Origin of the sequence: Methanosarcina thermophila TM-1 (assembly GCF_000969885.1) — an archaeon.
Taxonomy (GTDB): Archaea; Halobacteriota; Methanosarcinia; order Methanosarcinales; family Methanosarcinaceae; genus Methanosarcina; species Methanosarcina thermophila.
Genome location: NZ_CP009501.1, coordinates 1,754,411 through 1,781,372 on the forward strand (window position 1 = coordinate 1,754,411; position 26,962 = coordinate 1,781,372).

A 26,962-nucleotide genomic window follows, 5' to 3' on the forward strand; every position below is an offset into this window, starting at 1 on the left:
CCGAAGAAGGTCTAAGACTCCGTTTCACCAGAGTTCATCGAAAGCGGAGTAATAAGTCAAATAGCTGAAATAAAAAGATGAGATATGAACCCCATGTATCTTCAGTTTTGCATGGCGGGGTAATAATGTCTAAAATAATATATAAAGAACCGCTATATAAAACTTATGTATATTTATAATTAATGATCGTTAAGTATAGGGAAAGGAAAATAGAACAATAAAAAAGAAGATGGAGTGGAAAAAACTCACTTCTTTCCGAGCTCCTTTGAGCGTTCGCTTGCTTTTATAACCGCATTCATGAATGCAGCCCTGATTCCTGCCTCTTCAAGGACACGAACGCCCTGAATGGTTGTTCCAGCAGGAGAGGTAACCATATCCTTGAGTTCTCCGGGATGCAGACCTGTTTCAAGCGCCATTTTTGCAGCCCCAAGTACAGTCTGGGCTGCTAGAGTGAGGGCACTTTTCCTGTCCATTCCTTCAAGTACAGCGCCATCAGCCATTGCTTCAATTACAGGAAAGATAAATGCAGGTCCACTGCCTGAAAGGCCTGTAACAGCATCCATCAGGGACTCTGGCACCTGTACCGCAGTGCCGACTGCAGAAAAGATCTCAAGCGCGGTTTTCAAGTCTTCGGAGGTGGCATTTTTGCCAGGGGAAATTCCTGAGGCAGCTTCGGAAACCGTAGCTGCAATATTTGGCATCACTCGGACAACTCTTGTGCCTTCTGGAAGGGCATTTTCGTAAGTGGCAAGAGGCACACCTGCTGCAATTGAGATGATAAGTTTATCAGCATTTATATAAGGTTTAAGATTTTCTAGTACTGAGTCTAGGGTCTGGGGCTTCACCGCAAGAACAAGAATATCGGACGCTTGAGCAATAACAGCATTATCAGTTGATACATTGATGCCAAGCTGAGAATTCAGCTCATTCAAAAAAGGCTCATATATGTCACTTGCACCAAGGTTTTCAGGTTTTACAATTCCAGCTTTTATAATTCCATGAATAAGAGCAGAGCCCATTTTTCCTGCTCCGATAAATCCTATCTTTCGGTTCTGAATTGTCATATTATATTTCTCCTATTATTGAGATAAAAGCAAATAAGAGGCACTTGCCTTAAAACTTATCTACAGTTAGTATTGAGTAATCTCAAGAGCTTAGTAGTTTAAATCAGTTTAGTAATCTAAAGGAACTAAGTAATCTAAAGGAACTAAGTAATCTAAAGGAGCTTAGAATTTAAAGGTTTAAAGCGGCTTAGAATTTAAAGAAATCAAAGGTTAAAAAGAATTTGATAGACTGCTAAAGGGTCCGGACAAGAATAATTAATTCAAATTCCAGATACCCGAAAAATCAAGCTTGATTCTTCAGACCTGCCAATTGATTTAATTCAACTCTTCCAGTATGCCAATATTCTCTTTTTTTATAACATTGCTGTAATTACTATAGCCCAGAATACTCTCAATTTCGTCGGTATGAGCCCCTTTAATTTTGTTAAGTTCCTCAGAAGAGTAATCTGTAATTCCTTTCGCAAAGACTCTGCCTTCACATTCGAGTCTTACAATATCTCCTCGGTCAAAATTTCCCTCAACCTCTATAACTCCTGCAGGAAGAAGGCTATTTTTCCCCAGAATTGCAGCTTTTGCCCCTGCGTCCACGCGGATAGTACCAGAAGCCTTTGCAAGAATGATCCAGCGAGCGCGGTTCTTCCGGATGTGCCTTTCAGCCAGGAAAAAGGTACCTATCTCTTCTCCGGAAAGAGCTCTCAGAAGCACGTTATCAATCTCACTATTTGTTATCAGGACATAACAACCTGCCATGCTACAGATCTTTGCAGCTTTTATTTTTGTTCTCATTCCTCCTACACCCTTGAAACTCGTGGGGTTGCCCCCATAACTTTCGATCTCAGGTGTTATTTTCTCAACGAGAGAAATGAGTTTGGCGTCGCTGTGTGTTTTGGGGTTCTTATCGAAAAGACCATCTATATCTGAAAGGATAATCAGGAGGTCAGCATCGATTTTACTTGCGACCATTGCAGAAAGTTTGTCATTATCTCCGAAGATAGCTTCAATCTCATTCGTACACGTGCAGTCGTTTTCATTTATTATGGGAACTACCCCATATTCCAGAAGAGTGGAGATACTGTTCCTCAGGTTCAGGTAAGATATCCTGTCAGAATAGAAATCATAAGTGAGGAGGATCTGAGCAACTTTTATCCCATATTTTGCGAAGGCTTCGCTCCAGTACTGCATCAGGATACTTTGTCCTACAGCTGCTGCTGCCTGCCGAATTGGTATTTCCCGAGGTTTAGGAGAAATGCCCAGTTCGTAGAGCCCGACACCTATCGCCCCTGAGCTTACCACAATTACTTCTTTTCCACTCTTTCGAAGCTCAAAGATTTGGGCTGCAATATTTTCCATAAAGTCAGGATCAATACTGCAATTTTCTTTTGTACTATCACAGTTCTTTTTTGTAATTGAGGAGGTACCGATTTTGACAACGATTTTATTAACTTCATTGAGAAATTTTTTTCTGTCTATCAATCACAAGGCCTCATAAGATGTTTTGAGGGTGCGGCTTAAATATATTGCAACCGCAGCCCGAATTCCATCGCTTGAATTCAATTTGCGCTGGTATTTGAGTTCAGATATATAAACCTATCACAAATATTCGACAGGTTTCACTTTACATCTTCAAATTTAAGATCAAGCTTCCTGTGCGTGTAGGGCTTTGCATTTTCTCCAGAATAATCTGCAACAATCTGCCCCTTCCCGAGCAAGATGTATTTATAAATCAGCAGTCCTTCCATGCCCACGGGTCCACGGGAATGAATTTTATTTGTGCTAATTCCGACTTCAGCTCCTTTCCCGTAACGATAGCCGTCAGCAAAACGGGTTGAGGCATTTACCATAACACTAGAAGAATCAACAAGCCTTGTAAATTCATTTCTTCTTGAGGCGTCCTCGGTTATTATTCCATCGGTGTGGTGGGAGCCAAAAGTGTTTATGTGGTCAATTGCTTCCTTGATAGTATCAACGCACTTTATTGAGAGAATGAGATCATTGTATTCAAGGCTCCAGTCTTCTTCAGTAGCCTTTGAAAGTGGGGAAAATCCTTTATTCTCAAGCAGAGCATAAGTATCAGGATCACAACGCAGTTCAACTCCTGCCCCAAGGTACATCTCTGCCATCCTGGGCAGGAAAGCATCCGCGATTTTACGGTTAACCAGAAGGGTTTCAATGGCATTGCATACTGCAGGATATTGAACTTTGGCATCAAAGCAGACCTTCCAGGCTATATCGAGGTCCGCATATTCATCTACGTAGATATGGCAAATTCCGCTTGTGTGCCCAAGTACCGGAATTTTCGTATTATCCTGAATAAATTTGACAAATTCGTTTGAGCCCCTGGGGATAAGAAGATCTACATAAGCATCAAGGCTTAAAAGATCCATAATCTCCTCTCTGGTTTCCATAAGCTGGAAAGCTCCAGCTGGCATGCCTTCGGTGGATTCTATGGCTTTTACAAGAATCTGGAAAATAGTGCGATTGGATTCTTTTGCTTCACTTCCGCCCTTGAAAATGGTCGCATTTCCACTCTTCAGGCAAAGAGACATAACCTGAGGTACAACATCAGGTCGGGATTCAAAGATTACCCCTATAAGGCCAATTGGACAGCTCACCTGGTAAAGGATGAGGTCTTTGTCCATCTCAAGAGTAGAGAGGGTATTTCCTACAGGGTCATTGAGCTTAATTACATCCCTGATTCCTGCGATCATCCCGTCAATCTTCGAATCGTTCACTTTAAGTCTATCTACAAGGGCCTGAGTGAGCTTTCCCTTATTTTTCAGTTCAACTGCGTATTCAAGGTCTTTTGAATTTGCATCCAGAATAGCTTTCCTTTCCCTATCCAGAGCCTGAGCCATGGCCTCAAGCGCTCGATTTTTTATTTCTGTGCTTACACTGGAAAGTTCAATCGATGCTCTTTTTGCCTGAATTACTTTGGTTTTGATGTCTTCAGCCATATGATCACACCGTTTGATATGATGACTCCTGAGTGCCCATATTGATAATCGGGCAGCCAAATTGTAATCATGTCAATGAATTTACTGAAAGTTCAGTATTAAATCTGGAGATTAAGTATTTTCGATATTATATACCAAACTTTTTATTTAATCATAGATAATTGGTCTTACTATTAAAATATAATAAGCTTACTATAATTATATCTGAATATTGAAATTATTATACTGAGTACTGAGTTAAATTGAATATTGAGATCAACTGAGTATTGAGTTAAATTGAATATTGAGATTAAACTGAATGTTGAGTTAAATTGAGTGTCTCTTTCTTTAAGTGAGGGTATATTTTTTAAAGGTCGGGTATATTCATAATTCTAAGATATATTAAATCTTCCCGCCACATCTAGAAAGCAGGCATGGAAGAAAAGAAGTGAAGACATTTGTAGTACTTTCGATACTTTTTATACCCTGTTGCAGTAAATGATACAGTGAAGCTCTGGACAAAGTGAAGTTCTGGACAAAAGGTAACGCCTTATCAAGTAACTTTTTACTTGCAGTGCTGATAACTCGGAGGAGTTAACTCCATATATTTTTATCTTAGGTCTTTATGCCTGAAGTAAAATTTGCCAAGTTCTTCTTTATTTTAAATTCATATGAGATATAGCTCTATCTTAATAAAGTTTATTTTCAATTTCGTTAGATAGAAAGCTAATCTTTAATAGTTCTATATACAGGATAAAATCAATCTCACTTTAATTTATTGAAACAGTAATTAATGATACTGTCTTATCAGGTAAGATCTCACAGTTTATATTATAAAAAGAAAATGTAACTTATTAAGAATTCGACAAGAAAAAGGTAAAACAGCTTTCTAATAATAGATATTATTTCAAAACGAATATATATAGGATGAATATAACTATGTTTACAGGGCTCCATTACCTGGGATCGTGCTACATCTGAAAAAGGAAATTGCAAGGCACCCTTATAATTTTTTAATTTTTCTTGCAGCAGAGAGACAAAGTTTTGCAGCCAGGGGCCAGACCATATAGTGAGTAAAAGTGATTAAAAGGTCATAAGATGCTGGAGATGCCCAAAACCCCCTGCCTGTTCAACATTCTCTCATACACAAAGATTATTATAGGGGTACATCCATATCGAAATGGGGATAACTTCAGTATATTGGTGGTGTGTAAAAAATGAAATCATTTGCACTAGTCCGGGCAGACGATTCGGACAAAGTAAAAATAGCCTTACATGATCTGGAACGATACGGACATATTCAATTTTCAGCTACTCCAAAACGCATAGAACCGGCCTATGCTGATGAGCTTCTTGTTAGTGTAATGGACGTATCCCTGAAGTCAAAATGTAACTCTGCCGCGTTGGTAGAATTGAATAATCATGCAGGTGCAGCAATTAGCAGGCTGAAGAAAATCCATCCTCCTGCTCATATAATCATTATCAGTCCAAGACATAAGATGTTTGAAGAACTGGCTAGCAAGTTTTCAAAGTATCCAGAATTCGACCGAACATTTACTCATCCGAAGAATTCACAAAATATGGAGATCGTTCAGGAGAAAGGAGAGATCTCCAATCCGATGCCGAAAGAATAAAATAACTTCGCCAATTAACAACATTAACTTTAATAAATTTTAAGTTAGATTTTAAAGTTAATTTATAAAGTTAACTTTAAAACTTTTTTAGATCAATTTATTAAAATCCTGCTTCGAGCAGTATCCTGTCTTTGACCTGAGCCTGGAAACATAGGTATAAAGACTTTCTATATCTTTAATTTCTTTCTGGGAAATGAGTCTGAGTTTGTTTCGAATTTCAAGCTCAGGTTTCAGGCCAAAGCTCTCGAAATATCCTGATAGCTTTATAGCCAGCAGGTCACCCCGTCTGTCCCAATCAGTTAATATGACTACCTCATTGCCAAGCTGGGCAATCCTTTCTGATAAATTAAATAGGGATTGTCGGGTTGCAATTTCGAAATTGCCCTCAATTCCAAGCTTTTTCAATGAGAGAATATCTCTTTTTCCTTCAACTATGATAATTGCTCCCCGTGAGGAATATTCAGAGATTTCGGAGAGTAACTCTTCAATCCTTTCAAGCCTTTTTCTGTAAATTTCAAGATCAGCCACTTTGTCTGCAACCTGTTATTAATATAAAATTTTAAAATTACGTTTTTTTAAATCTACAAATACTTTCCAGAGGAAAAACTTACTCTTAAAACTTAAAAACCTATTCTAAACCTGGTACTACCTGAATTCTGCTATTAAGGCTCTATTTTTCCTTAAAATTTCTGTTTTATTTCTTTAAGTGAGCTCCAAAAACAGAAATCGCCCGCTGGTATGAAACTCCTTTTAATAATAATGATTTCTTGCTGCTTGTTGCCCCACTATTTATAAGAATATCCGAACTGCTAATTTCGAAGAGATCAGCAAGGCATTCAATTAGCTGTTCATTTGCCTTTCCTTTCTGGGCGTTTTTGGTTAGTTTTACTTCAATCCGTTTGCGCCATTCGTTGTAACCGCTCGGAACCGAGACTGACTTGGAACCAGGAGTAACTTCGATATCAACAATTATATCGGAACCCAGATCTGTGATTGCCTCTTCAAAGGACATATGTTTTACCTTTCTGGAAGTATTCTATAAATCAATGACGAATCGACCTATCAAAGCAAAAAATTGGAAATGATAAGTTTCTAAGTTAGAAGAAAGTCTCCAATCGGATTTAAGATATAGATCCATAATACAAAGATTATAGTTAAGCGTCTTTAGATCCATAATACAAAGATTATAGTTAAGCGTCTTTAGTTAAGCGTTTTAAAATTAGCAGAGAATAGTGCTGTAGCCCGAGCGCACTAACTCCGAAAGTTCATCCTCTGGTTTTCCGCAGTCACTTTCAGTTACCCTCGTGCCGGGCAGTGTCACACTATAGATGTACCGCATTGGGGTTGTCTGTACACTCACAGTCAGGATTTTCCATTATCTCATGCAAGGACCTATACAATGCGACAAAGCCATATTGTATACATACTAATATATAAAAATATCGGCAAGCAGCGAGTTATTACACCGCATATATATAGGAGATATTTATAATAAAAATTGATTTGTCTCTTAAAAGAATAGCCTCACTTGTAAACGGTATTAAAATAGCTACATTCTCAAAAAGATTGTTATAATAGTAAAAATTTGAAGGAAAACTTATTATACTATGTATATGTTTGCTTTTCCACAAATTGAACGCAGATGCTCAGTGAATAGCAGGGATGCGTATATATGTACGGCGCTGAACAGATAATTCCCGGGACAATTATTGCAGGTTCTGAGCTTGAACCTATAGAGGGATATGTTTGCATACATAGAGGAGTAATTACAGAGGTTGAAGAGGAACGTACACACTCTAAAAACATAATAGCTCCCTGTTTTGTCAATGCTCATACTCACCTTGGAGACTCGGTATTCAAGGATCCTCCTCTGGGAAAAGTTTCGGGATACCGGACTCAAAAAGACCTTGATGCTCTTGTAAAACCTCCTGACGGATTAAAACACAGGATTCTAAGAGAAACACCATACAAAACCCTTATCGAGTGCATGAGAAAGTCCCTACTGGATATGATAGAAACCGGAACCTGTGCTTTTGCGGATTTCAGGGAAGGAGGGGTTGTGGGAGTATCAGCCCTGAATAAAGCTCTCGAAGGACTTAAACTTCATCCCATGATACTGGGTAGACCTGCTGAACCGGAATTGCCTCTTCCGGTTGTAATGGCTGAAGTAAGAAGGATTCTTTTGCATTCCTCCGGACTTGGTATTAGCGGGGCGAACGACCTTGATCTCGAACTGCTTGAGAGTATTGCTGCCTGCACAAGGCAGTACAGAAAATTCTTTGCAATCCATGCAGGAGAGAAAGATGCGAGCGACATAGAAGAAGCGTTATCACTCGAACCGGATCTTCTGATTCATTTAACAAATGCTACAAAAAGAGATCTTGAATATGTGGCTGATGCGAAGATTCCGGTTGTTGTCTGCCCCAGATCTAACCTCATTACAGGAGCCGGAATGCCGCCTATTGCTGAGATGCTGGAGGCTGGAATAAGAGTAGCTGCGGGAACGGATAATGTAATGTTAAATTCTGTAAATATGTTTGCTGAAATGGAATTTATGTCTAAGGTTTTTTCTATTGATGATAGGCAAGTATTTAAAATTTGCACACTTAATGGTTCTTTTGTAATGGGGCCTGATTCTACGGGTTCGATACAAAAGGGGAATAAAGCTAATCTCATGATCCTGAATGGAAGTTCAAATAACCTTGCAGGGATAAAGAACCCAATAAGTGGAATCACAAGGCGGGCAAGACCCGATGATATACTATCGGTACTTCATTCGTAAAGCAATTGGAGAACAAATATGGTGAGCGAATTTTACCGGAATATAGTGATTGCAACAGATGGATCCGAGAACAGTCAGAGAGCTGTTTCTTACGGTATTGAGCTTGCAAAACTTAGCGGAGCCACAGTTCACGCTCTTTACGTAGTAGATACAACTCCTTTTTCCTCGATACCTATGGATGCGGGCTGGGAAGAAATGTATGAAGCCCTGAGAAGAGAGGGGGAAAAAGCGACATATGAGGTTAAGAAACGCGGAGATGTCTCAGGGGTTGAAGTGAGAGAAGTTCTGCTGGAAGGTCATCCGAGCAAGGAGATTACAGATTTTGCAGAGAATAATAATGTTGACCTGATAGTTGTAGGTACTCTCGGTAAAACCGGGTTTGATAGATTTCTGATGGGAAGCGTTGCAGAGAAAGTAGTTAGAGGCTCAAAAGTCCCGGTCCTGGTAGTCCGGAGTGAAAAGCAAAGTTAAGATTTTTCTATCAACTGGAAGCCTTTTTAGAACAGATATACAAGAAAAGAAAACCAGGATTAAGCATATACAAAGGTGTGATCACATGCCAAAAAACATCTTCATTGAAGATATCATGGTAAGGGACGTAGCATGCGCAACCCTTCCAGGTTCAAGGGATGAGGTTCTTAAAATTCTTAAGAACAAACACATTTCAGGAGTACCAGTACTTAAAGATTCTAAAGTTGTAGGAATTGTAACCAGAACAAACCTTTTACAGAACCCTGAAGAAGAGCAACTTGCCCTTCTTATGACACGGGATCCGATAACAATACCCCCTGGATCGGATCTGCAGACTGCCGCACGCCTGCTTTTGAAACATGGCATAAGAAGACTTCCGGTAGTGGATGATGGTAAGCTTGTAGGACTCGTTACCGTGGCAGATCTTGTAGGCGCAATTGCAGACATGAACATTGATATTCCAATTAAGGACTATGTAGAGAAGGAAGTCGTTGCGATTTACAGTGAGACTCCCCTGCCTGTTGTTGCCAGGATTATGGAGCTTGCAGCCGTCAAAGCTGTCCCCGTGCTGGATGCAAACCTTGAGCTCGTAGGAATAATCTCGGACAGAGATATTATTGCTGCCAGCATAATTGAAGATAGTGTAGAGATGTCAGATATGTCTTCAGGTCTGGACGATGATGCCTGGACCTGGGAATCAATGCGAGATACCATGAGCATTTATTACAGCGTGTCAAGGATTAAGGTCCCCAACTTGATTGGACGCGATGTAATGATCAAGGAGCCGATTACAGCTACATATATTTCATCTGTCAGTGACTGTGCACGAAAAATGAAGCGCAACCGGATTGACCAGATTCCAATTATTAATTCTAACCGCAAGCTTCAGGGGCTTTTGAGAGACCATGACCTTTTGAAGCCGCTGATAGAAATGGAATAAACTCAAACAAAAACCTGTTTCTAAAAATCGTTAAATCCTTTAACGAGGCAAAAAAGCCAGGAAACATTAAATTATTCAATACTTTCCACTCAGGAAGCACTCTGCTGAAAGATGCTTCCTATAAAACTTTTTTCAGGAGCCAGAAAAATGGAAAAACCTTTTATTTTCATTAATTCTGCTATGTCAGCCGACGGCAAACTTTCAACAAAGGAAAGGAAACAGGTCAGGATCTCCGGAAAACTTGATTTTGAGAGAGTGGACGAACTACGAGCTCAAGCAGATGCTATTATGGTAGGAATAGGGACTGTCCTTTCAGACGACCCAAGCCTGACCGTAAAATCTCAGGAAAGAAGGGCAGCCAGGAAAGCCGCCGGAAAAGATGAGAACCCAGTAAGAATTGTTGTAGACAGCTCAGCAAGAACTCCATTAGATGCCGACATTTTCAAAAAAGGGGAAGGAACAAGAATTATTGCGGTTTCAAACTCTGCGCCTGCCGAAAAGGTAAGAAAACTGGAAGAAAAAGCTGTTGTTATCAGAACAGGTACAGAGAAAGTTGACCTTGAGGAGCTTGTAAGAAAATTAAAGGAAATGGGCATAAAAACAATTATGGTAGAGGGAGGGGCAACCCTGAACTGGGGTATGCTCTCCGCAGGTCTTGTTGATGAGATATATACTTTCGTTGGAAATCTGATAATAGGAGGGAAAACAGCTCCAACCTTCACGGATGGGGAAGGTTTCACGGAAGCCGAACTTCTCGGACTTGAACTGCTTTCAGCTGAAAAAATCGAAGACGGTATACTCCTTAAATGGAAGGTTAAAAAAGGGAATTGAATTTTATTTCTCTCTCATTTATTTTCCTTTCTTTTATTTCTCTCTCATTTATTTTCCTTTCTTTTATTTTCCTCTCTTTTATTTTCCTTCCTTTTATTTCTCTCTTCTATTTTCCTTTCTTCTTACCTTATGACTTAAACAAATAGTATCAATTTTATCAAAAATAAATTTCTTAAAAGCTTCGAAGTACCTGGTTTTGAAATAGGAATCTCTTCCAGAGTGACCAAAAACTCTAAGTGTTCAATCGAATTTACCGTCGATTTTTATACGACATTACATTCTTTCAGCATGAATATATAACTCCGAGGTCTTATTCTTTATAATCAGTATAATTATTTAGTGGATATGAGGACACAGTACCAAAGTTCGTAATAAATATAAAATTGAAAATTACTGGATTTTGGGACAGAGTCTATATGATGGAGACCTGAGAAAGAAATGCAGTTTAAATATGGATTAGATGACAAACCTAAAGGATTGGAAATAATTATATACGGTTTGCAATGGTTTGTAGTGAGCATCCCGGCTCTGTTAATTATAGGAAAGCTAATTGCCACAATGCAATATAATGATCTTGGTCAGCAGATCATATATATACAAAAACTTATTTTTGTCACTTCCATTGTACTTATTGCTCAGGTATTGTGGGGGCACCGTTTGCCTCTGGTATTAGGGCCTGCAACCGTCCTTTTGATAGGAATTATAGCTTCTCAAAGCAGCAGACCTGAGTTTATATCAACCTCTGTTTTTATAGGGGGTTTAGTACTGGCTTTGGTTGCTTTTTCCGGGCTTTTTGCTCATGTGCAGAAGCTATTTACGGTGAGAGTAGTTTCAGTAATCCTTATCCTTATAGCCTTTACCTTATCTCCCGTAATTCTTAACCTTATCTTTTCTCCTGAATCAGCCATCCCCCCTCTTTTCAACCTATCTTTTGCCATGCTGCTTTGTCTTGGTATGTTCACTGCTAATAAATTGCTAACCGGGGTCTGGAAAGCAACTGTAGTTGTCTTTGGTATTCTTTTCGGAAGCATTGCTCATGCTTTGTTGCAAACAGTTTTAGTCCCTGCCTCTTCTGCCTCCGTTCCAGAACTCCCCATGTTCAGCCTTTTCTTTGGAGATCTTTCGTTTAAATTTGCCCTTGATCCGGGAATCCTGCTCTCGTTCTTGTTCTGTTATCTTGCACTTTCCATAAACGATTTGGGTTCGATACAATCCGTAGGAGGTCTCTTAAACGCCAGCTCAATGGAAGAACGCGTCAGCAAAGGAGTTGGGATTACAGGGCTTGGAAATGTCACAGCAGGTCTTTTCGGAGTTGTCGGACCTGTTAATTTCTCTTTCAGCCCAGGGTTGATCACAGCCACGGGCTGCGCTTCACGCTATTCTTTGCTCCCAGCCGGTGTCGGATTGCTTATCCTGTCCTTTTTCCCCGCAGCAGTCAATTTTATCAGTAATATTCCTCCGGTAGTGATAGGAAGCGTTCTGGTCTATCTGATGAGTGCTCAGATAGCTTCAGGGTTGCTCATGCTTACAGAAAGAAGTGCCATCAGTGGGTTTAATGAAGGATTAATAGTCGGTTTTCCCATACTGATCGCAACGATTCTTGCCTTTATTCCTTCTGAGTTCCTGACAACTTTTCCTCCCATACTGAGACCAGTTGTAGGGAATGGGTTTGTTATGGGGGTAATTACTGTAATCTTGCTTGAACGCCTGATACTGAAGACTTAGAGTTAATACCAGAATAGGCATAAATAATCGAGCTTTTTCCGCAAATGCAGGCGTTCAGCCATTTTAATTTATTTTTGAAGTTTATTATCCTGATAGTTGTGCCCCTGCATCGAGCAATTCTGCTAACCAGATATCCGATTAAGGTTTGAGTTTTTGCTTTTCAAACCCGCCTTTGCAATATCCAAAAACTTCCAGTTCACATTCGCCTTTAAGAAATTCCCTCATTTTGCGGTCATAAATCCTCTGGACATGCTTTAAACTGTTTTTCCTGAAATGAGTTTTCACAGCTTCGAAAAAGTCAATCATCTGTTTAAGATAAGCTTCTTCATAAGCCCTGGTCTCCCGTGCAATTGCTTCACATTCCGAATCCTCAATTTTGGAATTATATCTCCCATGCTCGTTTAAGCCGCTAATCTGCCTCCAGTCCACTTTTCCAAATTCATCAGCTTCCTGATGGAGCATATAAGGATAGACCCTGCAAATTGTGGGACGATTGTCATAGATCTTGCATCTTTTATTCTCAAGGAAAACACAGGAGCCGTCAGGCTTTGTTCTCAGCGCATAGCCCGACACATAAAAATTCCCCTTCTGGTCACAAAACTCAGGATCTGGAGCAGGAGTAACGGCATCAGGGTCTATTTGCCTTATTATTTCCAGGTCTGCATCAAGCAGAAAAACATGGTCATTAAACTCATTAGTGCAGCAGCGTGCACAGAGTTCACATCTGAACCCCAGTTCTTTGATTATCCCAACAAATTCGGAGTCAGGAAACTTCTTTAATCCCGCAAGTTCTTCTCGCGCATCTTCAAGCCTCGATTCAATTTTATTCTTTTTTACGTTAATCACCTTTTAAGAAACAAGTTTTTCACAAAATTTTTCAAAAAAAGTATGATCAAAAACCGGCACAACAGTTTTGGTCAAGCGATGCCGCGCTTGCAGTTCAACGGTTTAATTACAATTTTTAGTCATATTCCAGTCTAATATCCGTAACATTTAACTACTAGCATTTCTCTTTATGATAAACCCAAGGCTTGATGACATTTATAATTTTGCACTTTCAGGCCACAAAGAACACCAGATATCCTCAAATATCATTGAGAATTATCAATTTAACGTTATCAACTCAGGAAATACCTGTTTGAATACTTGCTTATTGGGACTTGTCGGATAGAAGAAAAAATCCGCGGCAACCGGCAGTATCCAGCAACAAGCAAATACCTGCTACAACATGATAAATTACAAATTCAGAGAAAAATTAAGATGAAAATTTTAACGAGGAATGATAATGGGCAAAACCGGCAGCATTGAATGGGTAAAGATAAAAGGCAGAAAAGGCAGAGTAATTAAGGTCCCGAAATCAAACGCTCAAAAAGCACACCCAGGGCCCGCACAGCGATTTACTTCTTCTGGTCATAAGAGGCGCTTTATCAGAAGATCTCCAAAAGCTCTTGTAAAGTGATTTTAAGGGCTTTTAATTTTAACTTTTTTGAATACTTTTTTAAATATTCAAACCTTTTTTATTTTGAATCCTCTTGTTGTATAATTCTTTTTGAATTATGATTTCTTCTGTCCGATAATCTTTTAGATACTGTGTGTTATCTGGACTGTCATGCATATTCTAGGATTTAAAAATGATTCAGGGCAGTGTCAAGCCCATAAATCCAAAGCCAGATATGCAATGCTTACTCCTGAAAAGCAGAGAACAACATTAAGAAAAATATTGATGGAAAAAGAGAGACTTTGTCCTTCTTCAAGCAATTTGAAAGTTTCATATGCAAAGGTAGAAAATGTGGTAAAGGAACCTAAAATTCCTATGTTTATAAAATATACCACGGACTCGGGCTCCGAAGAAAATGTAAGAAGGGCAAGCGCAATAGTCCCTAAAAGATTTACTGTAAGCGTGCCCGCAGGGATATTCTTGATTCTGGGAACCCGGCTTGAGACCGTGTATCTGAGGCATGCCCCTATAAAACCACCTGCACCAATCAAGAGGAGTTTTCCAGGATCCGGAAAAGAAAGCATTTATTTATCCTCCCTGCCTGAAAGAGTCTTTATTACACTCTTGCCCATAAATACGCCAATCAGGGTAAGAAACAGGTTGGCACTGATATTTTCCAGGGCAGGAAAAAAGGGCATGGCGAAAGACTGGACTACAAACGTCGAGAATGTCGTAAACGCTCCCATAAATCCGGTTCCAAACGCAAGCTTTCCCCTTGGACCTATAAACTCGATGTATTCTGTATCGTACATAATCATGCCGAGCATAAAACTCCCAAGAACATTTACCGAAAGAGTGCCTAGATGCGCTTCCATGAGTTCACAAAGCAAAAACCGGGAAATAGCTCCCAGAAACCCACCCGCTCCTATAAGAAGGACTTTATCAATTTCATCATGCTTGGAAGGCATCACATTTCACTTTGAAAATCATTTAAGATTTAGGTTTTTTTGAAGATTTGAACTCGTAGGATTTCGCTCTGAAAGTCAAATCCTGAAAACCTTAACTACTAGATCTTAACTCTGGCTTTCCCCGATTGATTAGTCTTTGAAGTATAAAATTATATCCCATAAGGTGGGAAGACGCCTTCCTCAATCCAAAAGGATGCAGGGGTGGGGAGCTTAACTGCTGCTCTCTAAAAAAGTAAAGTAAACTTGCTGTAACCTTTTTTTCTTTAAATAACAGGGTTTGAAAAGGAGAAATTTTGAAAAATACAGGGCTTTTATTCTATCAAAAAGACATCCACTTCTTCTCCTTCATCATACCCTTCAATATCTTCGGGCACAAGCACGTACCCATCAGCCTTTGCAACCGAACTAAGGATCCCCGCTCCGGCTCCTGTAAGGGGGCGAACCTTATCCCCCTCAAAGGCAACACGGATAAAATTAACGTATCCTATTTTAGAACTGATTTTTGCAGCCAGGCGCCTTTTAAGAATAGGTTCGGGAACTTCAGGAATTGCTGCCAGTTTCCTGATTCCGGGACGAACAAAGAAGTAGAGAGCAACGAGTCCGGCGACAGGATAACCGGGAAGGCAGACAACAGGGACACTATTTATAATCCCAAGCGCTGTCGGTTTTCCTGGACTAGCTCCTATGCCGTGTAAGAGTAATTTCCCGAGGGCTGCCAAGACCTCAGGGGCATGATCCCTTTTCCCTACCGAGGTTCCGCCCGAAAGAAGGATCATATCGGCGTCCAGGTTTGCTTCTACAGCCCTTTTTATACTGTCCGGGTTATCAGGCACAATCTCAGTACATCGAGGAATTCCACCCCATTTCTTCACATAAAGGGCTGACATCAACCCATTAGTTTCAATCATCTTACCGGGAGGAGGAACATCCACACACTTCTTACGGCTTACAAGCTCATCCCCTGTCGGAATGACTGCAACGACAGGCTTTTTGAAAACTTTCACTCTATCAAATCCAAGTGATGCCAGTACGGCTGCGTCACACGGACGAAGGAGGTGCCCTTCTTCAAAAACCCTGTCTCCTTTTTTTATATCTTCCCCGATCTGTCCTACATTCCTGTTCGGGTAGACCTGTGCCCTGATCTCAACAAGGTTTCCTGCAGTAGCAGTATCTTCAACCATGATGACAGCATCTGCTCCTTCAGGCATTGCTGCTCCGGTATGAACCCAGATCGCGCCTCCTTCCTCGATTTGATCAGAGAGCTGCAACAGAACCGGATTTGCAGGAGAAGCCCCCAGGGTATTGACAGCCCTTACCGCATACCCGTCCATAGCAGCACGCCTGTAGTGAGGCACATCCCTCTCAGAAATTATAGTTTCTGCAAGCACCCTGCCTGGGCAGCTTTCGAGTGGAACTTCTTCTGTTTTTCTCAGAGTGGAAATATTTTCAAGAAAAAGTCTTAAAGCTTCGTTAACCGGGGTTCGCTCTTTGAATATCCTGCCCATTGTCTCCCTTCCTGAAAAGAGAATTAGCCTCCAGAGACAGGAGGCAGGACTGCAAGCTCATCGCCATCTGAAAGAAGCGTATCAAGCCCGTCAAGATGCCTGACATTGTTTCCGTTTATAAGGACATTAATTGAACCGCGCATAGCAGGAATCTCACTTCCTTCTTCGGGTTGTTCAAAAATAAGAGGTTCTAATTCGGGATATTTTTCAGTAAGGGATAAAAGGACATCAATAACTTTTTCTCCCGACAATTGCAGTTCTGATGTGCCTGCCTTCTCACGCAAATTTGCAAATAACTTGACTTTTACCTCAGCCATGAGAGAGTATTTTATCCTATTCCTTAAATATACCTATGCCTTATTAAGAGACAGCTATGCTGGAAGGTTTGGGGAATAATGCAACAGGGTCAGGATTATAATACAGAAAACTCATCAGGGCTTTCTGAGAAAAAATATAAAACATTAGGAATTCTGATCATTCTTTTTGCCCTGTTAATAAGACTGTTTGACCTGGGAGAACGAGTTTTTCATCATGACGAAAGCGTACATGCAAGTTTCACTCTTAAACTTCTGGAAACTGGGCAATACAGTTATAACCCAGCTTATCACGGTCCCTTTCTTTTCCACTCTACCGCTGCAGTCTTTTATTTTCTGGGAATAAGTGATACAACCGCACGCCTGATTCCTGTTTTCTTCGGGGTAGCGGCGGTTCTGCTGATCTTTTTGCTCAGGAAAGAACTTGGGAAAAAGGGTGTACTCTGGGCAGCTTTTTTGCTTGCTTTTTCTCCGAGTATGGTGTATTTTTCAAGATTTTTCAGGAACGACCTGATCATTGTTTTCTGTACCCTTGCTGCGGTTATAGGGGGGACCCGTTACCTTGATAACCTGCACAACCAGAAGAGATATTCTTATCTTATCCTTACAGCATTTTCCCTTGCCCTTGCCGTATCCTCAAAAGAAAATGCCTATCTTGTAATAGCGATGTTCGGAGCCTATGCAGGGATTTACTCCTTATACAGGTTCTATTCCGACTGGGAAAGAGAGAGAATTAGTCTTAAAAAGTTTTTTTCTCTCAAGATAACAGCTATATCTCCATTTCTTCCCGAGATCCTGCTATCTGGCGTACTCTTCATTTTTACAGTAATGTTATTCTATACAAGCCTTTTCAGAGTCCATGAGACCCTTTTCTCAATTGTAGAGAGAGCTTTCTCCCACTGGATGGAGATGCATAAAATTGAGCGCATAGGAGGTCCTTTTTACTTTTACATTCCTGTTCTTCTCACGTATGAAAGCCCTATTCTAATCTTTGGGACTGCAGGCATTGTCCATTTTCTGAGAAAGAAAGGTAAAAATTTCTCTTTTTTCCTGTTTGTCTCCTACTGGGCAATTGCAAGTTTGCTGCTCTATTCCTATCTCCAAGAAAAGGTTCCCTGGCTTGTTGTGCATATTGTCTTGCCCTTTGGAATTCTGGCAGGAGCTTATCTGGGTGATCTTTTTTCCAGGACTTCTGGCAGAGAACAGGTAAGTTCATCAGGAGCAGAAAATATTAGCTCCGGAGCAGACAAATCCCCTGCGCCCAAAATGAGATATTCCAGTACCTACAATCTCGCAGTGGGAATTCTAGCACTGACCCTGATAATATCCCTGTTTCAGTGTATTTCTGTAAACTTTTACAGGAGTATGGAACATGACGAATTGATGACTTACTCACAAGCGCCTCAGGATATCAGGGAACTTATGGGGAAAATCGAAGGATTCAATAAAGGGTCTGAAAACCTGAGGATAGCTGTTGTAGATCAACATAATCTTTACTGGCCCCTGCCCTGGTACTTCAGGGACTATGAAAAAGCAGAGTATTATACAGCTCCTCCTGGGGACGGAAAATACGATGCAATAATCGTGCCTGCTGCGTACCAGATGTATGAAGAAATACCGGAAGAAAGGTATGCTTCATATAATTTCTCCCTGCGCCCCGGAAAACAGCTTACCCTTTACTATGACAGAAAACTTGAAAATAATGATGAGCCTTGAAAAGGGGGTTCGCGTTTAATAGTAGGGAAATTTGGTTCCTCTTTTTTTCGCATTTATAGGGTTTTTAATTGATCCGTATGCTCTGAGAAAGCAGACAGCTTTATAACAGACCACAAGAAAGAAACAATACTTAAAAGTTTGGATAAGTTTATACCAACTTTTAAGTATACTTGTTGAGTTTTTTTTGAACTTTTTTATCAATTTTTGCCTCATGTCAGTAAATCCTGCCATTCAGAGATCTTATAAGAGTGTCCGGGATTTTACCGATTACCGTTATATCAAACAGAAAAAACATGATAAATAGATAAAAAGTAACCATGCGAGATTGAATTTTATTATATTTTTAGATTCTTAAACGTTAAATATAGATTCAGATAAACGTTTTATCATAAACTAAGTGCGTCATGCTCGGAGTTTGAGGAAAAAACCAAGGGGGGTTTTAACGGCTCAAAATTTAAATGGTGAGTGGTGGGATTATGGTATCGGTGAGTAAGAAATGGATTTTAGATAATGTTCAAATGCTGTACTGCTCTAGTGGGATACTTGACCTTGAAGATGTCAAGGGTCTCGAGGAACCAGAAGAGGGTTTTGAAACAAATCTGAATAATATCGAAAAGCTGGAAGTAGAAAAAGGGGAAAGAAGGGAAACGTTCCAGATCCTTATTCCTGGGGGGTTTGGATGGGCTGAAGCGTTCCCTTTCATTGCGCATCCTTAAGAAACCACTGAATACTAAATATTGTAAAGGATGCTGAAACCGAAAGACTGTGAAAATATAAAAAACGAATACTTAAAAACGCATCCCTAGTTTAGTAACATTTAGTTCATATTTTTGAGATAAAACCCACGGGGTTTATCTATCTTATCTCCGAACTTAGCCTCTAATGTAAACTTAGCCTCTAATGTAATTTAATCTTTGTAACAGGCAGGTAAAGACATAATTAAAAAATATTCGATCAAATGTTAACTTTATTCAAATTGTGAAGTCGAGTTTAATTTTAAGATACGTTCAAATTCACGTCTTCTGGACAAATCAGGATTAAACCCTAATTCCGTGTACTCAGCCTGTCTTACTTCTTCCCAATAGGCATTTTTACTTGCGTTAAATCCGTGATAACCATGCTTCTGATCCTCAAATATCTCACTGAAAAGCTTGTTTTCTGCAAGTGTCCCGAATCCACGAAGGCAGCAATCGTCTCCCTCAAGATTTGTACCTGTTAATACTCTTTCTAATAGCTGCCTGTATTCATTCCTCTTCTTAATCAACTCGGCTTCTGTGTGGTTATTAAGGTCAATTAACTCTATACCGTTTTCATCTGCCCATGAAATAATTGCTTTGTTTTCCTCGTCACTATTTGAATTAACAAACTTTAAAAGAGGGTTCAAACCACTATCTGGATCACTATTAAGATACCAGCTTACATTTATATTCATCACTACTACTCCTCATTTTTTATAGCAAAGACCCATACTTTATAGCCAGACTATTCCCCGGCATTATACATTATTGATGCTACAAGAGTAAAAAAGATATGCTTGAACCAGAGAGAATAATTGATAGTGAGAATAATTCAATAATTTAAAGTCTATTTCCTGTTCTAAATAACCCCTGGAGACCCCCATTCCTAGTATTTCAGCTAAAGTGGAAAGAACTTTATATTACGGCAAAGGGATTAATATAACCTTAAACACATTTTTATCATTAATTTGTCTATTATTTTGTTATCTTTGCCCATAAAAATTTAGTTTAATATACTAAAGCGTTACAGTTTTACATAATTAGATAAAAATGAAGGTCATAAAATATCGAGAGATTCAAAAAAATGAGAGATAATGAATGGTTGAGCTGCTTTTATTAAGCCGGCTTCAGTTTGCCATAACAGTTGCATTCCATTTCCTGTTCGTTCCACTTACACTGGGACTCGCACTGTTAGTAGCAGGCATGGAAACAGTGTACTACAGAAACAAAGCTGAAACCTGGCGAAGGATGGCCGACTTCTGGGGTGGGATATTCAAGATAAACTTTGCAATAGGTCTGGTAACAGGGCTTGCGATGACCTTTCAGTTTGGTACGAACTGGGGTGCCTATGCGGAATTCATGGGAGATGTCTTTGGACCGCCTTTAGCTTTTGAAGCATTACTGGCTTTTTTCCTTGAAGGCACTTTCTTTGGCGCATGGATATTCCTGAACCGCTCACATCAGAAACTAAAAGCATTTTCCATGTGGATGGTCGCTCTGGGTACTAACATGTCTGCATTATGGATTATCACTGCTAACGGTTTTATGCAGAATCCAGTTGGCTATGAGATGGCTGCTGATGGGAGCAAGGTGGTTATGACAGATTTCTTTGCCCTACTTACGAACAGCTATGTGTGGTACATGCTGGTACATACTCTGCTTGCAGCTTACCTGTTAACCTCATTCCTTGTCATGGGAATCTGTGCATATCATTTCCTTAAAAGAAACAACAGTGAAGTGTTCAAGAGGTCTTTTAGCATAGCAGTTGCCATAGCACTTGCTACTGCAGTCATGCTCCCTGTTCTTGGTCATGGTTATGCTCAATATGTTACTGAGCTTCAGCCTGCTAAAGGAGCGGCAATGGATGCCATATGGGAAACAGGTTCAAGAGAACCTCTGTATCTGATACAGGTGCCTGATCCAAGCACTGGTTCCAACAGCATTCAGCTTCTTGGAATTCCAGGTCTTGCAAGTTTCCTGTATACAGGAAGTTTCAGCGGAACGATAACAGGACTTAACCAGTTGCCTCAGGATGAGATACCACCTGTAGGAATTGTATTCTGGAGCTTCAGGCTGATGGTAGCTCTGGGATCCCTGTTTATAATAGAGGCTATTGCAGGCTTATATCTCCAGAAGTCAGGTAAGTTGTACACATCGGATAAGTATCTGAAGTTGCTAATATGGTCGATACCACTCCCATACATAGCCATTATTGCTGGTTGGATTGTAGCCGAAGTAGGAAGGCAGCCGTGGATAGTATATGGTCTGCTAAAGACGGCAAAGGGGGTATCATCTGTTCCCACAGAAAATGTGCTTTTAAGTATTGTCATTATCAGTGCACTATATCTGATCCTGACGGTCTTTGAAATATACATTATAAAGAAAACAGTAGTTAATGCAACAGGGGTTGAGTAAGATGTTTGATTTCCTTACTCGTGATATGCTTGCTATTATCTGGTTCTTCCTGTGGTGTGTCATATGGGGAGTTTACTTCGCTCTAGACTCATTTTCTCTTGGGGCAGGTCTTCTGGCACCCTTTATTGCCACAGATAAAGTGCAGAGAATACAAATCCAGAAAGCTGTGGGTCCCTTCTGGGGCGGTAATGAGGTATGGCTCATCCTCGCTGCGGGTGGAACATTTGCTGCATTCCCTCTGGTATTTTCGAAGATGTTTACTTTCCTGTATCTTCCCATGATGCTGCTGCTCATCGGTCTGATCGCAAGGGGCATTTCCGTGGAATATCTCCATAAGGATGAAAATCCCCAGATACAAAAAATCTTTACCTGGGGATGGTTCGCTGGAAGCCTGCTGACTTCTCTGGTTCTGGGAGTTGCATTTGCGAACCTCTTCAAGGGGCTTGAAATAGCTTCAGGAGGAGTTTATAAAGGTAATCTTCCTGGACTTTTTAGCCCGTATGCATTGATAGGCGGTATACTGTTCGTGCTTATGAGCGTTACTTCAGGTGCGCTCTGGATCAACTTCAAGACCGAAGGTACAATAGCTGCAAAAGCAGGTGATCTGGCAAAGAAGAGCTGTCTTATTGTATTTGCACTTGCTCTGGTCTATCTGGCATATTCTTTTATAGGTATTGAAGGTTTTACAACCAACTATTCAGCCTTGCCAGCTCTGTACTTATTGCCAGTTCTTGCGATAGTGGCAGCTGCCCTTGCTATATTCTTTGTAAAGAAGGACAGAGGGTTCCTGGCATTTTGCAGCAATCTCCTGGTGCTTCTTTTCGTTGTTCAAAGCGGGCTTGCAAGTATCTATCCTTACATGCTTAAGTCCTCTATTTCTCTAGAGTATGGAATAGATATCTTTGAGGCAGCAGCAAGCCACATGTCCTTAAGCGTTATGCTGGCAGGAGCACTGGTATTCGTTCCCATAGTCATTATCTACCAGCTGTGGGTTTATACTCTGTTTAGAGAAAAAATAAAAGAAACAGATCAGGTCGATTACTGATCTGCTTTCTCTTATTTTTCACTTCTTTGTTAATTTAATTATAAAGTATAAACCCAGTCAGACTTTGTTTTTTCATATTTATTCTCCTTATGACCTCTTCCAGAAAAGTACTTTACAAGTTCCATAGCGATAAACGTAGTAGAAGCAAGCGGGAGTATTACTTTCCAGTCAGAGAGTGAGAGCGGAACAGTCCCAAAAGCGGTCTGGAAGAAAGGAACATAAATTACCATTAGTTGCAGGATTATTGTTGTCATGACTGCGTAAACCAGGGGCTTGTTTGTAAAAAGCCCCAGGGAAAAGACCGAGTATCGATCAGAACGCCAGTTGAAGGCATTGAACATCTCTGAGAAGACCACAAGTGTAAAGATCAGAGTCTGGAGTTTCTCAATTGGAAAGCCTCTATCAAGAGCCCATGTTAAAACAATGAGACCCTGAAGAGCAATCAACCCTCCTATTCCAAGCCCGGCTATGATTTCTCTGCGGGTGACAATCCCTTCCTTAACATTTCTTGGCTTCTGTCTCATAATGTTGCGGTCCGGAGGCTCAACTGAAAGAGCCATTGGAGGAAGCCCATCTGTAATCAGGTTAATCCAGAGGATCTGAACTGCAAGAAGAGGCAGGACTTGCCATCCCAGGATCGCAATAAGGACTATAAGAACCTCACCAGTATGAGTTGAGATCCCGTAAGTAATAAAATTTCGAATATTTTTGAATATATTGCGCCCTTCTTCAACCGCTGCAACAATGGATGCAAAATTATCATCTGTGAGAATCATACTTGAGGCTTCTTTGCTGACATCCGTGCCTGTGATTCCCATAGCTATTCCCATATCTGCAGCTTTGAGGGCAGGGGCATCATTCACCCCGTCCCCTGTCATTGCCACAACATAACCCTTTTTCTTAAAAGCGTCTATTACCCTCAATTTATGGGCAGGATAGACCCTTGCATAAACTGAAACCCTCTCAACCATCTCTTCGAACTCGGCATCCCCAAGACTATCAAGCTCCGATCCTGTAAGAATGAGATCGTTTTCCTTTAAAATCCCGAGTTCCTTTGCAATTGCAGACGCCGTAATTTTATGATCTCCTGTTATCATTACAGTTTTAATACCTGCGTCTGCACACTTCTGGATTGCAACCTTTACTTCCTCTCTAGGGGGATCTCTCATGCCCATTAAGCCTGAGAAAACCATATCCTCCTCAATTTCCTCTGCAGTGCGCTCTCCAGAGGAAACTTTCTCAGGAGAGATATCCTCAGCCAGGGGACGGAATGAGAAAGCCATAACCCTTAAAGCCTGGTCAGCCATTTCCCTGACTTTCCCTGAGATCAATTGTTTTGCCTCAGGAGATAAAGTTTTTATTTCACCATCATGAAAAATTTTCGTACACGAGCCAAGGATTACTTCAGGAGCTCCCTTTGAGAAAGCAACCAGTCCATTTACAGGAAAACTGACTGAGTTAGCTTCCACTCTATTGAGGGTAGTCATTCTTTTTCTTTCGGAGGAAAAAGGAATTTCCCCAAGCCGTGGATATTCCTTATCAAGATCGGCTTTATGGAGCCCTGCCTTTGCGGCAGCAACTACAAGAGCTGCCTCCGTAGGATCCCCTTTAATCTCCCATATCTCATCCTTTTTAAAAATACCAGCATCATTGCAAAGCACAGCCCCCAGCAAGAGAACCTGAAGATGGGTATCTTCTGCAGGGAATTCTTGATCTTCTTTAAAGAACTCTCCTTCAGGAGAGTATCCAACTCCTGTAACCTTTAAAAGTTGTTCGTTGACACAAATTGTCTCAACCGTCATTTTATTCTGTGTAAGTGTGCCTGTTTTGTCCGAACATATAACATTTGTGACCCCAAGCGTTTCTACAGATGGGAGTTTTCTTACGAGGGCGTGTCTTTTGACCATACGTCTTACTCCAAGCCCAAGCCCTACTGTAACAACTGCAGGAAGAGCCTCAGGAATGGCAGCGACTGCAAGGGCAACTCCCCAGAGAAACATATCGAAAAGAGGAAAGCCATAAAGAACTCCAAGCGTTGCTACAAAGGCTACGATTATAAGAGTTGCAATACCAATCCATCGGCCGAATTGATCAAGACTTTCCTGCAGGGGAGTTCTGGACCTCTCTATTGTTCCTAAAAGCCCTGCCAGTTCTCCAAAAGCCGAATTCATTCCAGTTGCCGTGACAACGGCACAGCCTCTTCCGTAAGCAACTGACGTTCCTGTATAGACCATGTTTGTCCTGTCAGCCTCTGGAGTCTCTGAAGGCAAGGCTTCAGCGCTTTTCTTAACAGGGACAGATTCTCCCGTAAGGGAAGACTCATCAGTTTTGAGATTGAATTCTTTAACTACCCTGGCATCCGCAGGAATGCGGTCCCCTGTCTGGATAATAATAAGATCTCCCGGGACAAGCTTTCTTGAGGGAATTTTTTTTTCGACCCCGTCCCTTATAACAGTGGCTTCCGGAGATGTGAGGGATCTCAGGAGTTCAATTGATTTTTCAGCCCGGTACTCCTGCGCAAAACTCAAGATGCCTGCAAGAAAAACCGTAAAAATGATTACTATTGCATCAATTAACTCCCCAAGCAGGGCTGAGATAATAGAGGCAGTTATCAAAATGATGATCAGTACACTTTTAAACTGTGAGATAAAGAGCCGCAGGACTGAGACTTTTTCCTCTTCTTTAAGTTCATTTTCGCCGTATTTTTCAAGTCTTTTTTCGGCTTCTTCTTGACTTAAACCTTCTTCTGATACCCCAAGCTCTTCAAAAACGGAGTTTATTTCCTGGTCGTAATACACTCCTCTACCTCTCAAGCCTTCAGATTAACAGGATATATCCCTCAATTAATATATTCGCTCCTACTATATTCGCTCCTCCAATATAAGTTAGTTCAAAGCATATATAATGATTAAGCGTGTCGATATATTACAAGATTTGTAAAGGAATACAGATTATGTAGGAACCTTTGTGGAAAAGAAATATAAGACATTAGCTTTTTTGATATCAAGATCGGGTTTGAAATCTTAAGGGGTATTGAGATTTCGATTAAAAGTTGAAACAGGTAAGGAAAATTGGGTATGAAAATTATAATAATCGGAAGTGGGGTTGCAGGACTTACAGCCGGGTACAGGCTCTGCAAATCAAATGAGATCATTATTTTTGAAAAAGATGCGGAAATAGGGGGGATGGCTGCAAGTTATTGCCAGGAATGTGCAGGAAAAAGATATTTTATAGAGAAGTACTACCACCATATATTCAGGAGTGACTCGGAACTTCTAGATCTGATAAGGGAACTGGGGCTTGAAGATCAAATGCTGTGGCTTAAGGGGAAAAACGCCTATTTTGTAGAAGGTAAAAGCTATCCTATGAATACTCCTATTGAGATTCTAAGGTTTGACCCGCTTTCATTTACGGATCTGGTAAAACTTGGCATGCTGGTGCTCAGGATTAAGTTAATAAGAGATACTACCTCCTATGACAATATAAAGGCGAAAGACTGGATTCTTGAGACTGCAGGAAAATCCGTATATGAAAACTTTTTTGCTCCTCTCTTGAAAAGCAAGTTCGGGGATAACGCCGAGAATGTTTCTGCAGCCTGGCTTATAGGGCGCGTTAAAATAAGGTCGGATAGGGGAAAAGATGGGGAGAAACTGGGGTACCTGAGAGGAGGATTCAACTCCCTGATAGAAGCTCTTGCAAGAGAAATCACTGCACAGGGAGGCAAAATTCTGCAAAATAAAGCTGTAGAGGAAATCGTTATCAAAGATAATGCTGTGCAGGGTGTGGTCTCTGACGGAGAATTCATACCCTGTGATGCCGTGATTTCAACTGTTGAACCCAGGGTACTGGATATTCTCACAAAAGGCAAGCTTGGAGCTCTTCACGAAACCCTGCGAAGTATCCATTACCAGGGAACAGCATGCGCCCTGATAGGGCTTAAGAAAAGGCTTATGGAAGATGGGAATTACTGGCTGAATATAAAGGCTGACGTGCCTTTTGGAGCCGTGATAGAGCACACCAATTTTATGCCGTTTGAGGATTATGGAGAGCACCTTCTCTATGTAACTTCTTATTTCCAGAATGAGAACGATACTCTATGGGTTAAAAAGGAAGAAGAAGTCCTGGACACTTATCTAAAAGGTCTGGAGAGGATGTTTCCAGATTTTGAAAGGACTGATATTAACTGGGCAAAAATCTTCCGCAGAATGGATACTGCACCTGTGTATGAACAGGGATATCTTCAAAAAGTTTTACCGTTTGCTCCAGGTCCATCGGGACTTTACCTGGCGGGAATGTTCTCATCAACCAATTACCCTGAAAGAAGCATGAACGGCTCTGTAAAAGCCGGGTTGGAAGCTGCAAATTTCTTCATGAAAAAGGATAAAAAATGTGAGGTTTGCTGGCTCGACTGAGAAAGTGGCACCCTGTATTTTTATTAAGAGTT

At 40.6% G+C, this 26,962-nt stretch carries 25 protein-coding genes; 12 read left to right on the forward strand and 13 right to left on the reverse strand.

Features of this window, described 5'->3' with window-relative positions; translation table 11 throughout:
• Positions 1-245 precede the first annotated feature (245 nt).
• The 3 genes from proC to MSTHT_RS07590 form a co-directional block, all read right to left on the reverse strand.
• The gene (gene proC / locus MSTHT_RS07580) at positions 246-1,064 is read right to left on the reverse strand and encodes a pyrroline-5-carboxylate reductase (RefSeq protein WP_181952175.1); all 819 of its coding nucleotides are present in this window, start codon (positions 1,062-1,064) and stop codon (positions 246-248) included.
• Positions 1,065-1,379: 315 nt separating this feature from the next.
• Positions 1,380-2,537, reverse strand: a complete 1,158-nt coding sequence (gene proB, locus MSTHT_RS07585; protein ID WP_048167254.1) for a glutamate 5-kinase — start codon at positions 2,535-2,537, stop codon at positions 1,380-1,382.
• Positions 2,538-2,674: 137 nt separating this feature from the next.
• On the reverse strand, positions 2,675-4,018 hold the full coding sequence (locus tag MSTHT_RS07590; protein ID WP_048167255.1) for a glutamate-5-semialdehyde dehydrogenase: 1,344 nt from the start codon (positions 4,016-4,018) through the stop codon (positions 2,675-2,677).
• A 1,196-nt stretch (positions 4,019-5,214) separates the two neighbouring features.
• Between MSTHT_RS07590 and MSTHT_RS07595 the strand changes: the two genes are divergently transcribed.
• Positions 5,215-5,631 carry a DUF356 domain-containing protein gene (locus MSTHT_RS07595; RefSeq protein ID WP_048167256.1) on the forward strand — a complete coding sequence of 139 codons (417 nt, stop codon included), beginning with the start codon at positions 5,215-5,217 and terminating at the stop codon, positions 5,629-5,631.
• 87 nt (positions 5,632-5,718) lie between these two features.
• Here the strand turns inward: MSTHT_RS07595 and MSTHT_RS07600 are convergent, their stop codons facing one another.
• From MSTHT_RS07600 to MSTHT_RS14505, 3 genes are all read right to left on the reverse strand, one after another.
• Positions 5,719-6,159 carry a toprim domain-containing protein gene (locus tag MSTHT_RS07600; protein ID WP_048167257.1) on the reverse strand — a complete coding sequence of 147 codons (441 nt, stop codon included), beginning with the start codon at positions 6,157-6,159 and terminating at the stop codon, positions 5,719-5,721.
• 166 nt (positions 6,160-6,325) lie between these two features.
• Positions 6,326-6,643 carry a DUF167 domain-containing protein gene (locus MSTHT_RS07605; RefSeq protein ID WP_048167258.1) on the reverse strand — a complete coding sequence of 106 codons (318 nt, stop codon included), beginning with the start codon at positions 6,641-6,643 and terminating at the stop codon, positions 6,326-6,328.
• A 207-nt stretch (positions 6,644-6,850) separates the two neighbouring features.
• Positions 6,851-6,991, reverse strand: coding sequence for a hypothetical protein (locus tag MSTHT_RS14505; protein ID WP_156149735.1), 141 nt, complete (start codon positions 6,989-6,991; stop codon positions 6,851-6,853).
• Between the two features lie 312 nt (positions 6,992-7,303).
• On the opposite strand from MSTHT_RS14505, the gene MSTHT_RS07610 reads away from it, so the two are divergent.
• From MSTHT_RS07610 to MSTHT_RS07630, 5 genes are all read left to right on the forward strand, one after another.
• Complete coding sequence (locus MSTHT_RS07610; protein ID WP_048167259.1) at positions 7,304-8,413, forward strand: amidohydrolase family protein; 1,110 nt, start codon at positions 7,304-7,306, stop codon at positions 8,411-8,413.
• 18 nt (positions 8,414-8,431) lie between these two features.
• Positions 8,432-8,884 (forward strand): universal stress protein, encoded by a 453-nt coding sequence (locus MSTHT_RS07615; protein ID WP_048167260.1) that lies wholly within the window; start codon positions 8,432-8,434, stop codon positions 8,882-8,884.
• Positions 8,885-8,969: 85 nt separating this feature from the next.
• On the forward strand, positions 8,970-9,824 hold the full coding sequence (locus tag MSTHT_RS07620; protein ID WP_048167261.1) for a CBS domain-containing protein: 855 nt from the start codon (positions 8,970-8,972) through the stop codon (positions 9,822-9,824).
• Between the two features lie 147 nt (positions 9,825-9,971).
• Positions 9,972-10,655, forward strand: coding sequence for a 2,5-diamino-6-(ribosylamino)-4(3H)-pyrimidinone 5'-phosphate reductase (locus MSTHT_RS07625; protein ID WP_048168463.1), 684 nt, complete (start codon positions 9,972-9,974; stop codon positions 10,653-10,655).
• 477 nt (positions 10,656-11,132) lie between these two features.
• Positions 11,133-12,380, forward strand: a complete 1,248-nt coding sequence (locus MSTHT_RS07630; protein ID WP_197071742.1) for a uracil-xanthine permease family protein — start codon at positions 11,133-11,135, stop codon at positions 12,378-12,380.
• Positions 12,381-12,518: 138 nt separating this feature from the next.
• On the opposite strand, the gene MSTHT_RS07635 is transcribed toward MSTHT_RS07630, so the two are convergent.
• Positions 12,519-13,226 carry a YkgJ family cysteine cluster protein gene (locus tag MSTHT_RS07635; protein ID WP_048167263.1) on the reverse strand — a complete coding sequence of 236 codons (708 nt, stop codon included), beginning with the start codon at positions 13,224-13,226 and terminating at the stop codon, positions 12,519-12,521.
• Between the two features lie 439 nt (positions 13,227-13,665).
• Between MSTHT_RS07635 and MSTHT_RS14800 the strand changes: the two genes are divergently transcribed.
• Entirely contained in the window at positions 13,666-13,839 is a 174-nt protein-coding gene (locus tag MSTHT_RS14800) for a DUF5350 domain-containing protein (protein WP_181952181.1), read from the forward strand.
• Between the two features lie 188 nt (positions 13,840-14,027).
• On the opposite strand, the gene crcB (MSTHT_RS07640) is transcribed toward MSTHT_RS14800, so the two are convergent.
• The 4 genes from crcB (MSTHT_RS07640) to MSTHT_RS07655 all read right to left on the reverse strand — a co-directional run bounded on the left by crcB (MSTHT_RS07640) (position 14,028) and on the right by MSTHT_RS07655 (position 16,608).
• Entirely contained in the window at positions 14,028-14,402 is a 375-nt protein-coding gene (crcB, locus tag MSTHT_RS07640; RefSeq protein ID WP_048167264.1) for a fluoride efflux transporter CrcB, read from the reverse strand.
• On the reverse strand, positions 14,403-14,786 hold the full coding sequence (gene crcB / locus MSTHT_RS07645) for a fluoride efflux transporter CrcB (protein ID WP_048167265.1): 384 nt from the start codon (positions 14,784-14,786) through the stop codon (positions 14,403-14,405).
• Between the two features lie 311 nt (positions 14,787-15,097).
• On the reverse strand, positions 15,098-16,291 hold the full coding sequence (locus MSTHT_RS07650; RefSeq protein ID WP_048167266.1) for a molybdopterin molybdotransferase MoeA: 1,194 nt from the start codon (positions 16,289-16,291) through the stop codon (positions 15,098-15,100).
• A 23-nt stretch (positions 16,292-16,314) separates the two neighbouring features.
• Positions 16,315-16,608: a ubiquitin-like small modifier protein 1 gene (locus MSTHT_RS07655; RefSeq protein ID WP_048167267.1), complete on the reverse strand. Its 294-nt coding sequence runs from the start codon at positions 16,606-16,608 to the stop codon at positions 16,315-16,317.
• 78 nt (positions 16,609-16,686) lie between these two features.
• On the opposite strand from MSTHT_RS07655, the gene MSTHT_RS07660 reads away from it, so the two are divergent.
• Together MSTHT_RS07660 and MSTHT_RS07670 are read left to right on the forward strand one after the other, a co-directional pair.
• The gene (locus MSTHT_RS07660) at positions 16,687-18,321 is read left to right on the forward strand and encodes a flippase activity-associated protein Agl23 (RefSeq protein ID WP_048167268.1); all 1,635 of its coding nucleotides are present in this window, start codon (positions 16,687-16,689) and stop codon (positions 18,319-18,321) included.
• Positions 18,322-18,839: 518 nt separating this feature from the next.
• Entirely contained in the window at positions 18,840-19,037 is a 198-nt protein-coding gene (locus tag MSTHT_RS07670) for a hypothetical protein (RefSeq protein WP_187148739.1), read from the forward strand.
• 251 nt (positions 19,038-19,288) lie between these two features.
• Here the strand turns inward: MSTHT_RS07670 and MSTHT_RS07675 are convergent, their stop codons facing one another.
• On the reverse strand, positions 19,289-19,753 hold the full coding sequence (locus MSTHT_RS07675) for a hypothetical protein (RefSeq protein WP_048167271.1): 465 nt from the start codon (positions 19,751-19,753) through the stop codon (positions 19,289-19,291).
• Between the two features lie 403 nt (positions 19,754-20,156).
• Here MSTHT_RS07675 and MSTHT_RS07680 point away from each other — a divergent pair, with 403 nt between their 5' ends.
• Positions 20,157-21,473 carry a cytochrome ubiquinol oxidase subunit I gene (locus MSTHT_RS07680; RefSeq protein ID WP_048167272.1) on the forward strand — a complete coding sequence of 439 codons (1,317 nt, stop codon included), beginning with the start codon at positions 20,157-20,159 and terminating at the stop codon, positions 21,471-21,473.
• Between the two features lies 1 nt (position 21,474).
• The gene (gene cydB, locus MSTHT_RS07685; RefSeq protein WP_048167273.1) at positions 21,475-22,518 is read left to right on the forward strand and encodes a cytochrome d ubiquinol oxidase subunit II; all 1,044 of its coding nucleotides are present in this window, start codon (positions 21,475-21,477) and stop codon (positions 22,516-22,518) included.
• A gap of 38 nt (positions 22,519-22,556) precedes the next feature.
• Here cydB and MSTHT_RS07690 read toward each other — a convergent pair whose 3' ends face one another.
• A complete protein-coding gene (locus MSTHT_RS07690) occupies positions 22,557-25,316 on the reverse strand; it encodes a cation-translocating P-type ATPase (protein ID WP_048167274.1) in 2,760 nt (919 codons plus the stop codon).
• A gap of 279 nt (positions 25,317-25,595) precedes the next feature.
• On the opposite strand from MSTHT_RS07690, the gene MSTHT_RS07695 reads away from it, so the two are divergent.
• Entirely contained in the window at positions 25,596-26,930 is a 1,335-nt protein-coding gene (locus MSTHT_RS07695; protein ID WP_048167275.1) for an NAD(P)/FAD-dependent oxidoreductase, read from the forward strand.
• The last annotated feature ends 32 nt before the right edge of the window (positions 26,931-26,962 follow it).

What these genes read in the sequence shown, in the direction of transcription:
- proC (WP_181952175.1), bottom strand. Translation starts at nt 1,064, where the DNA reads ATGACAATTCAGAACCGAAAGATAGGATTTATCGGAGCAGGAAAAATG.
- MSTHT_RS07615 (WP_048167260.1), top strand. Translation starts at nt 8,432, where the DNA reads ATGGTGAGCGAATTTTACCGGAATATAGTGATTGCAACAGATGGATCC.
- MSTHT_RS07610 (WP_048167259.1), top strand. Translation starts at nt 7,304, where the DNA reads ATGTACGGCGCTGAACAGATAATTCCCGGGACAATTATTGCAGGTTCT.
- MSTHT_RS07595 (WP_048167256.1), top strand. Translation starts at nt 5,215, where the DNA reads ATGAAATCATTTGCACTAGTCCGGGCAGACGATTCGGACAAAGTAAAA.
- crcB (WP_048167265.1), bottom strand. Translation starts at nt 14,786, where the DNA reads ATGCCTTCCAAGCATGATGAAATTGATAAAGTCCTTCTTATAGGAGCG.
- crcB (WP_048167264.1), bottom strand. Translation starts at nt 14,402, where the DNA reads ATGCTTTCTTTTCCGGATCCTGGAAAACTCCTCTTGATTGGTGCAGGT.
- cydB (WP_048167273.1), top strand. Translation starts at nt 21,475, where the DNA reads ATGTTTGATTTCCTTACTCGTGATATGCTTGCTATTATCTGGTTCTTC.
- MSTHT_RS07660 (WP_048167268.1), top strand. Translation starts at nt 16,687, where the DNA reads ATGCAACAGGGTCAGGATTATAATACAGAAAACTCATCAGGGCTTTCT.
- MSTHT_RS07620 (WP_048167261.1), top strand. Translation starts at nt 8,970, where the DNA reads ATGCCAAAAAACATCTTCATTGAAGATATCATGGTAAGGGACGTAGCA.
- MSTHT_RS07605 (WP_048167258.1), bottom strand. Translation starts at nt 6,643, where the DNA reads ATGTCCTTTGAAGAGGCAATCACAGATCTGGGTTCCGATATAATTGTT.
- MSTHT_RS14800 (WP_181952181.1), top strand. Translation starts at nt 13,666, where the DNA reads ATGGGCAAAACCGGCAGCATTGAATGGGTAAAGATAAAAGGCAGAAAA.
- MSTHT_RS07590 (WP_048167255.1), bottom strand. Translation starts at nt 4,018, where the DNA reads ATGGCTGAAGACATCAAAACCAAAGTAATTCAGGCAAAAAGAGCATCG.
- MSTHT_RS07695 (WP_048167275.1), top strand. Translation starts at nt 25,596, where the DNA reads ATGAAAATTATAATAATCGGAAGTGGGGTTGCAGGACTTACAGCCGGG.
- MSTHT_RS07655 (WP_048167267.1), bottom strand. Translation starts at nt 16,608, where the DNA reads ATGGCTGAGGTAAAAGTCAAGTTATTTGCAAATTTGCGTGAGAAGGCA.
- MSTHT_RS07670 (WP_187148739.1), top strand. Translation starts at nt 18,840, where the DNA reads ATGCTGTACTGCTCTAGTGGGATACTTGACCTTGAAGATGTCAAGGGT.
- MSTHT_RS07625 (WP_048168463.1), top strand. Translation starts at nt 9,972, where the DNA reads ATGGAAAAACCTTTTATTTTCATTAATTCTGCTATGTCAGCCGACGGC.
- MSTHT_RS07680 (WP_048167272.1), top strand. Translation starts at nt 20,157, where the DNA reads ATGGTTGAGCTGCTTTTATTAAGCCGGCTTCAGTTTGCCATAACAGTT.
- MSTHT_RS07675 (WP_048167271.1), bottom strand. Translation starts at nt 19,753, where the DNA reads ATGAATATAAATGTAAGCTGGTATCTTAATAGTGATCCAGATAGTGGT.
- MSTHT_RS07650 (WP_048167266.1), bottom strand. Translation starts at nt 16,291, where the DNA reads ATGGGCAGGATATTCAAAGAGCGAACCCCGGTTAACGAAGCTTTAAGA.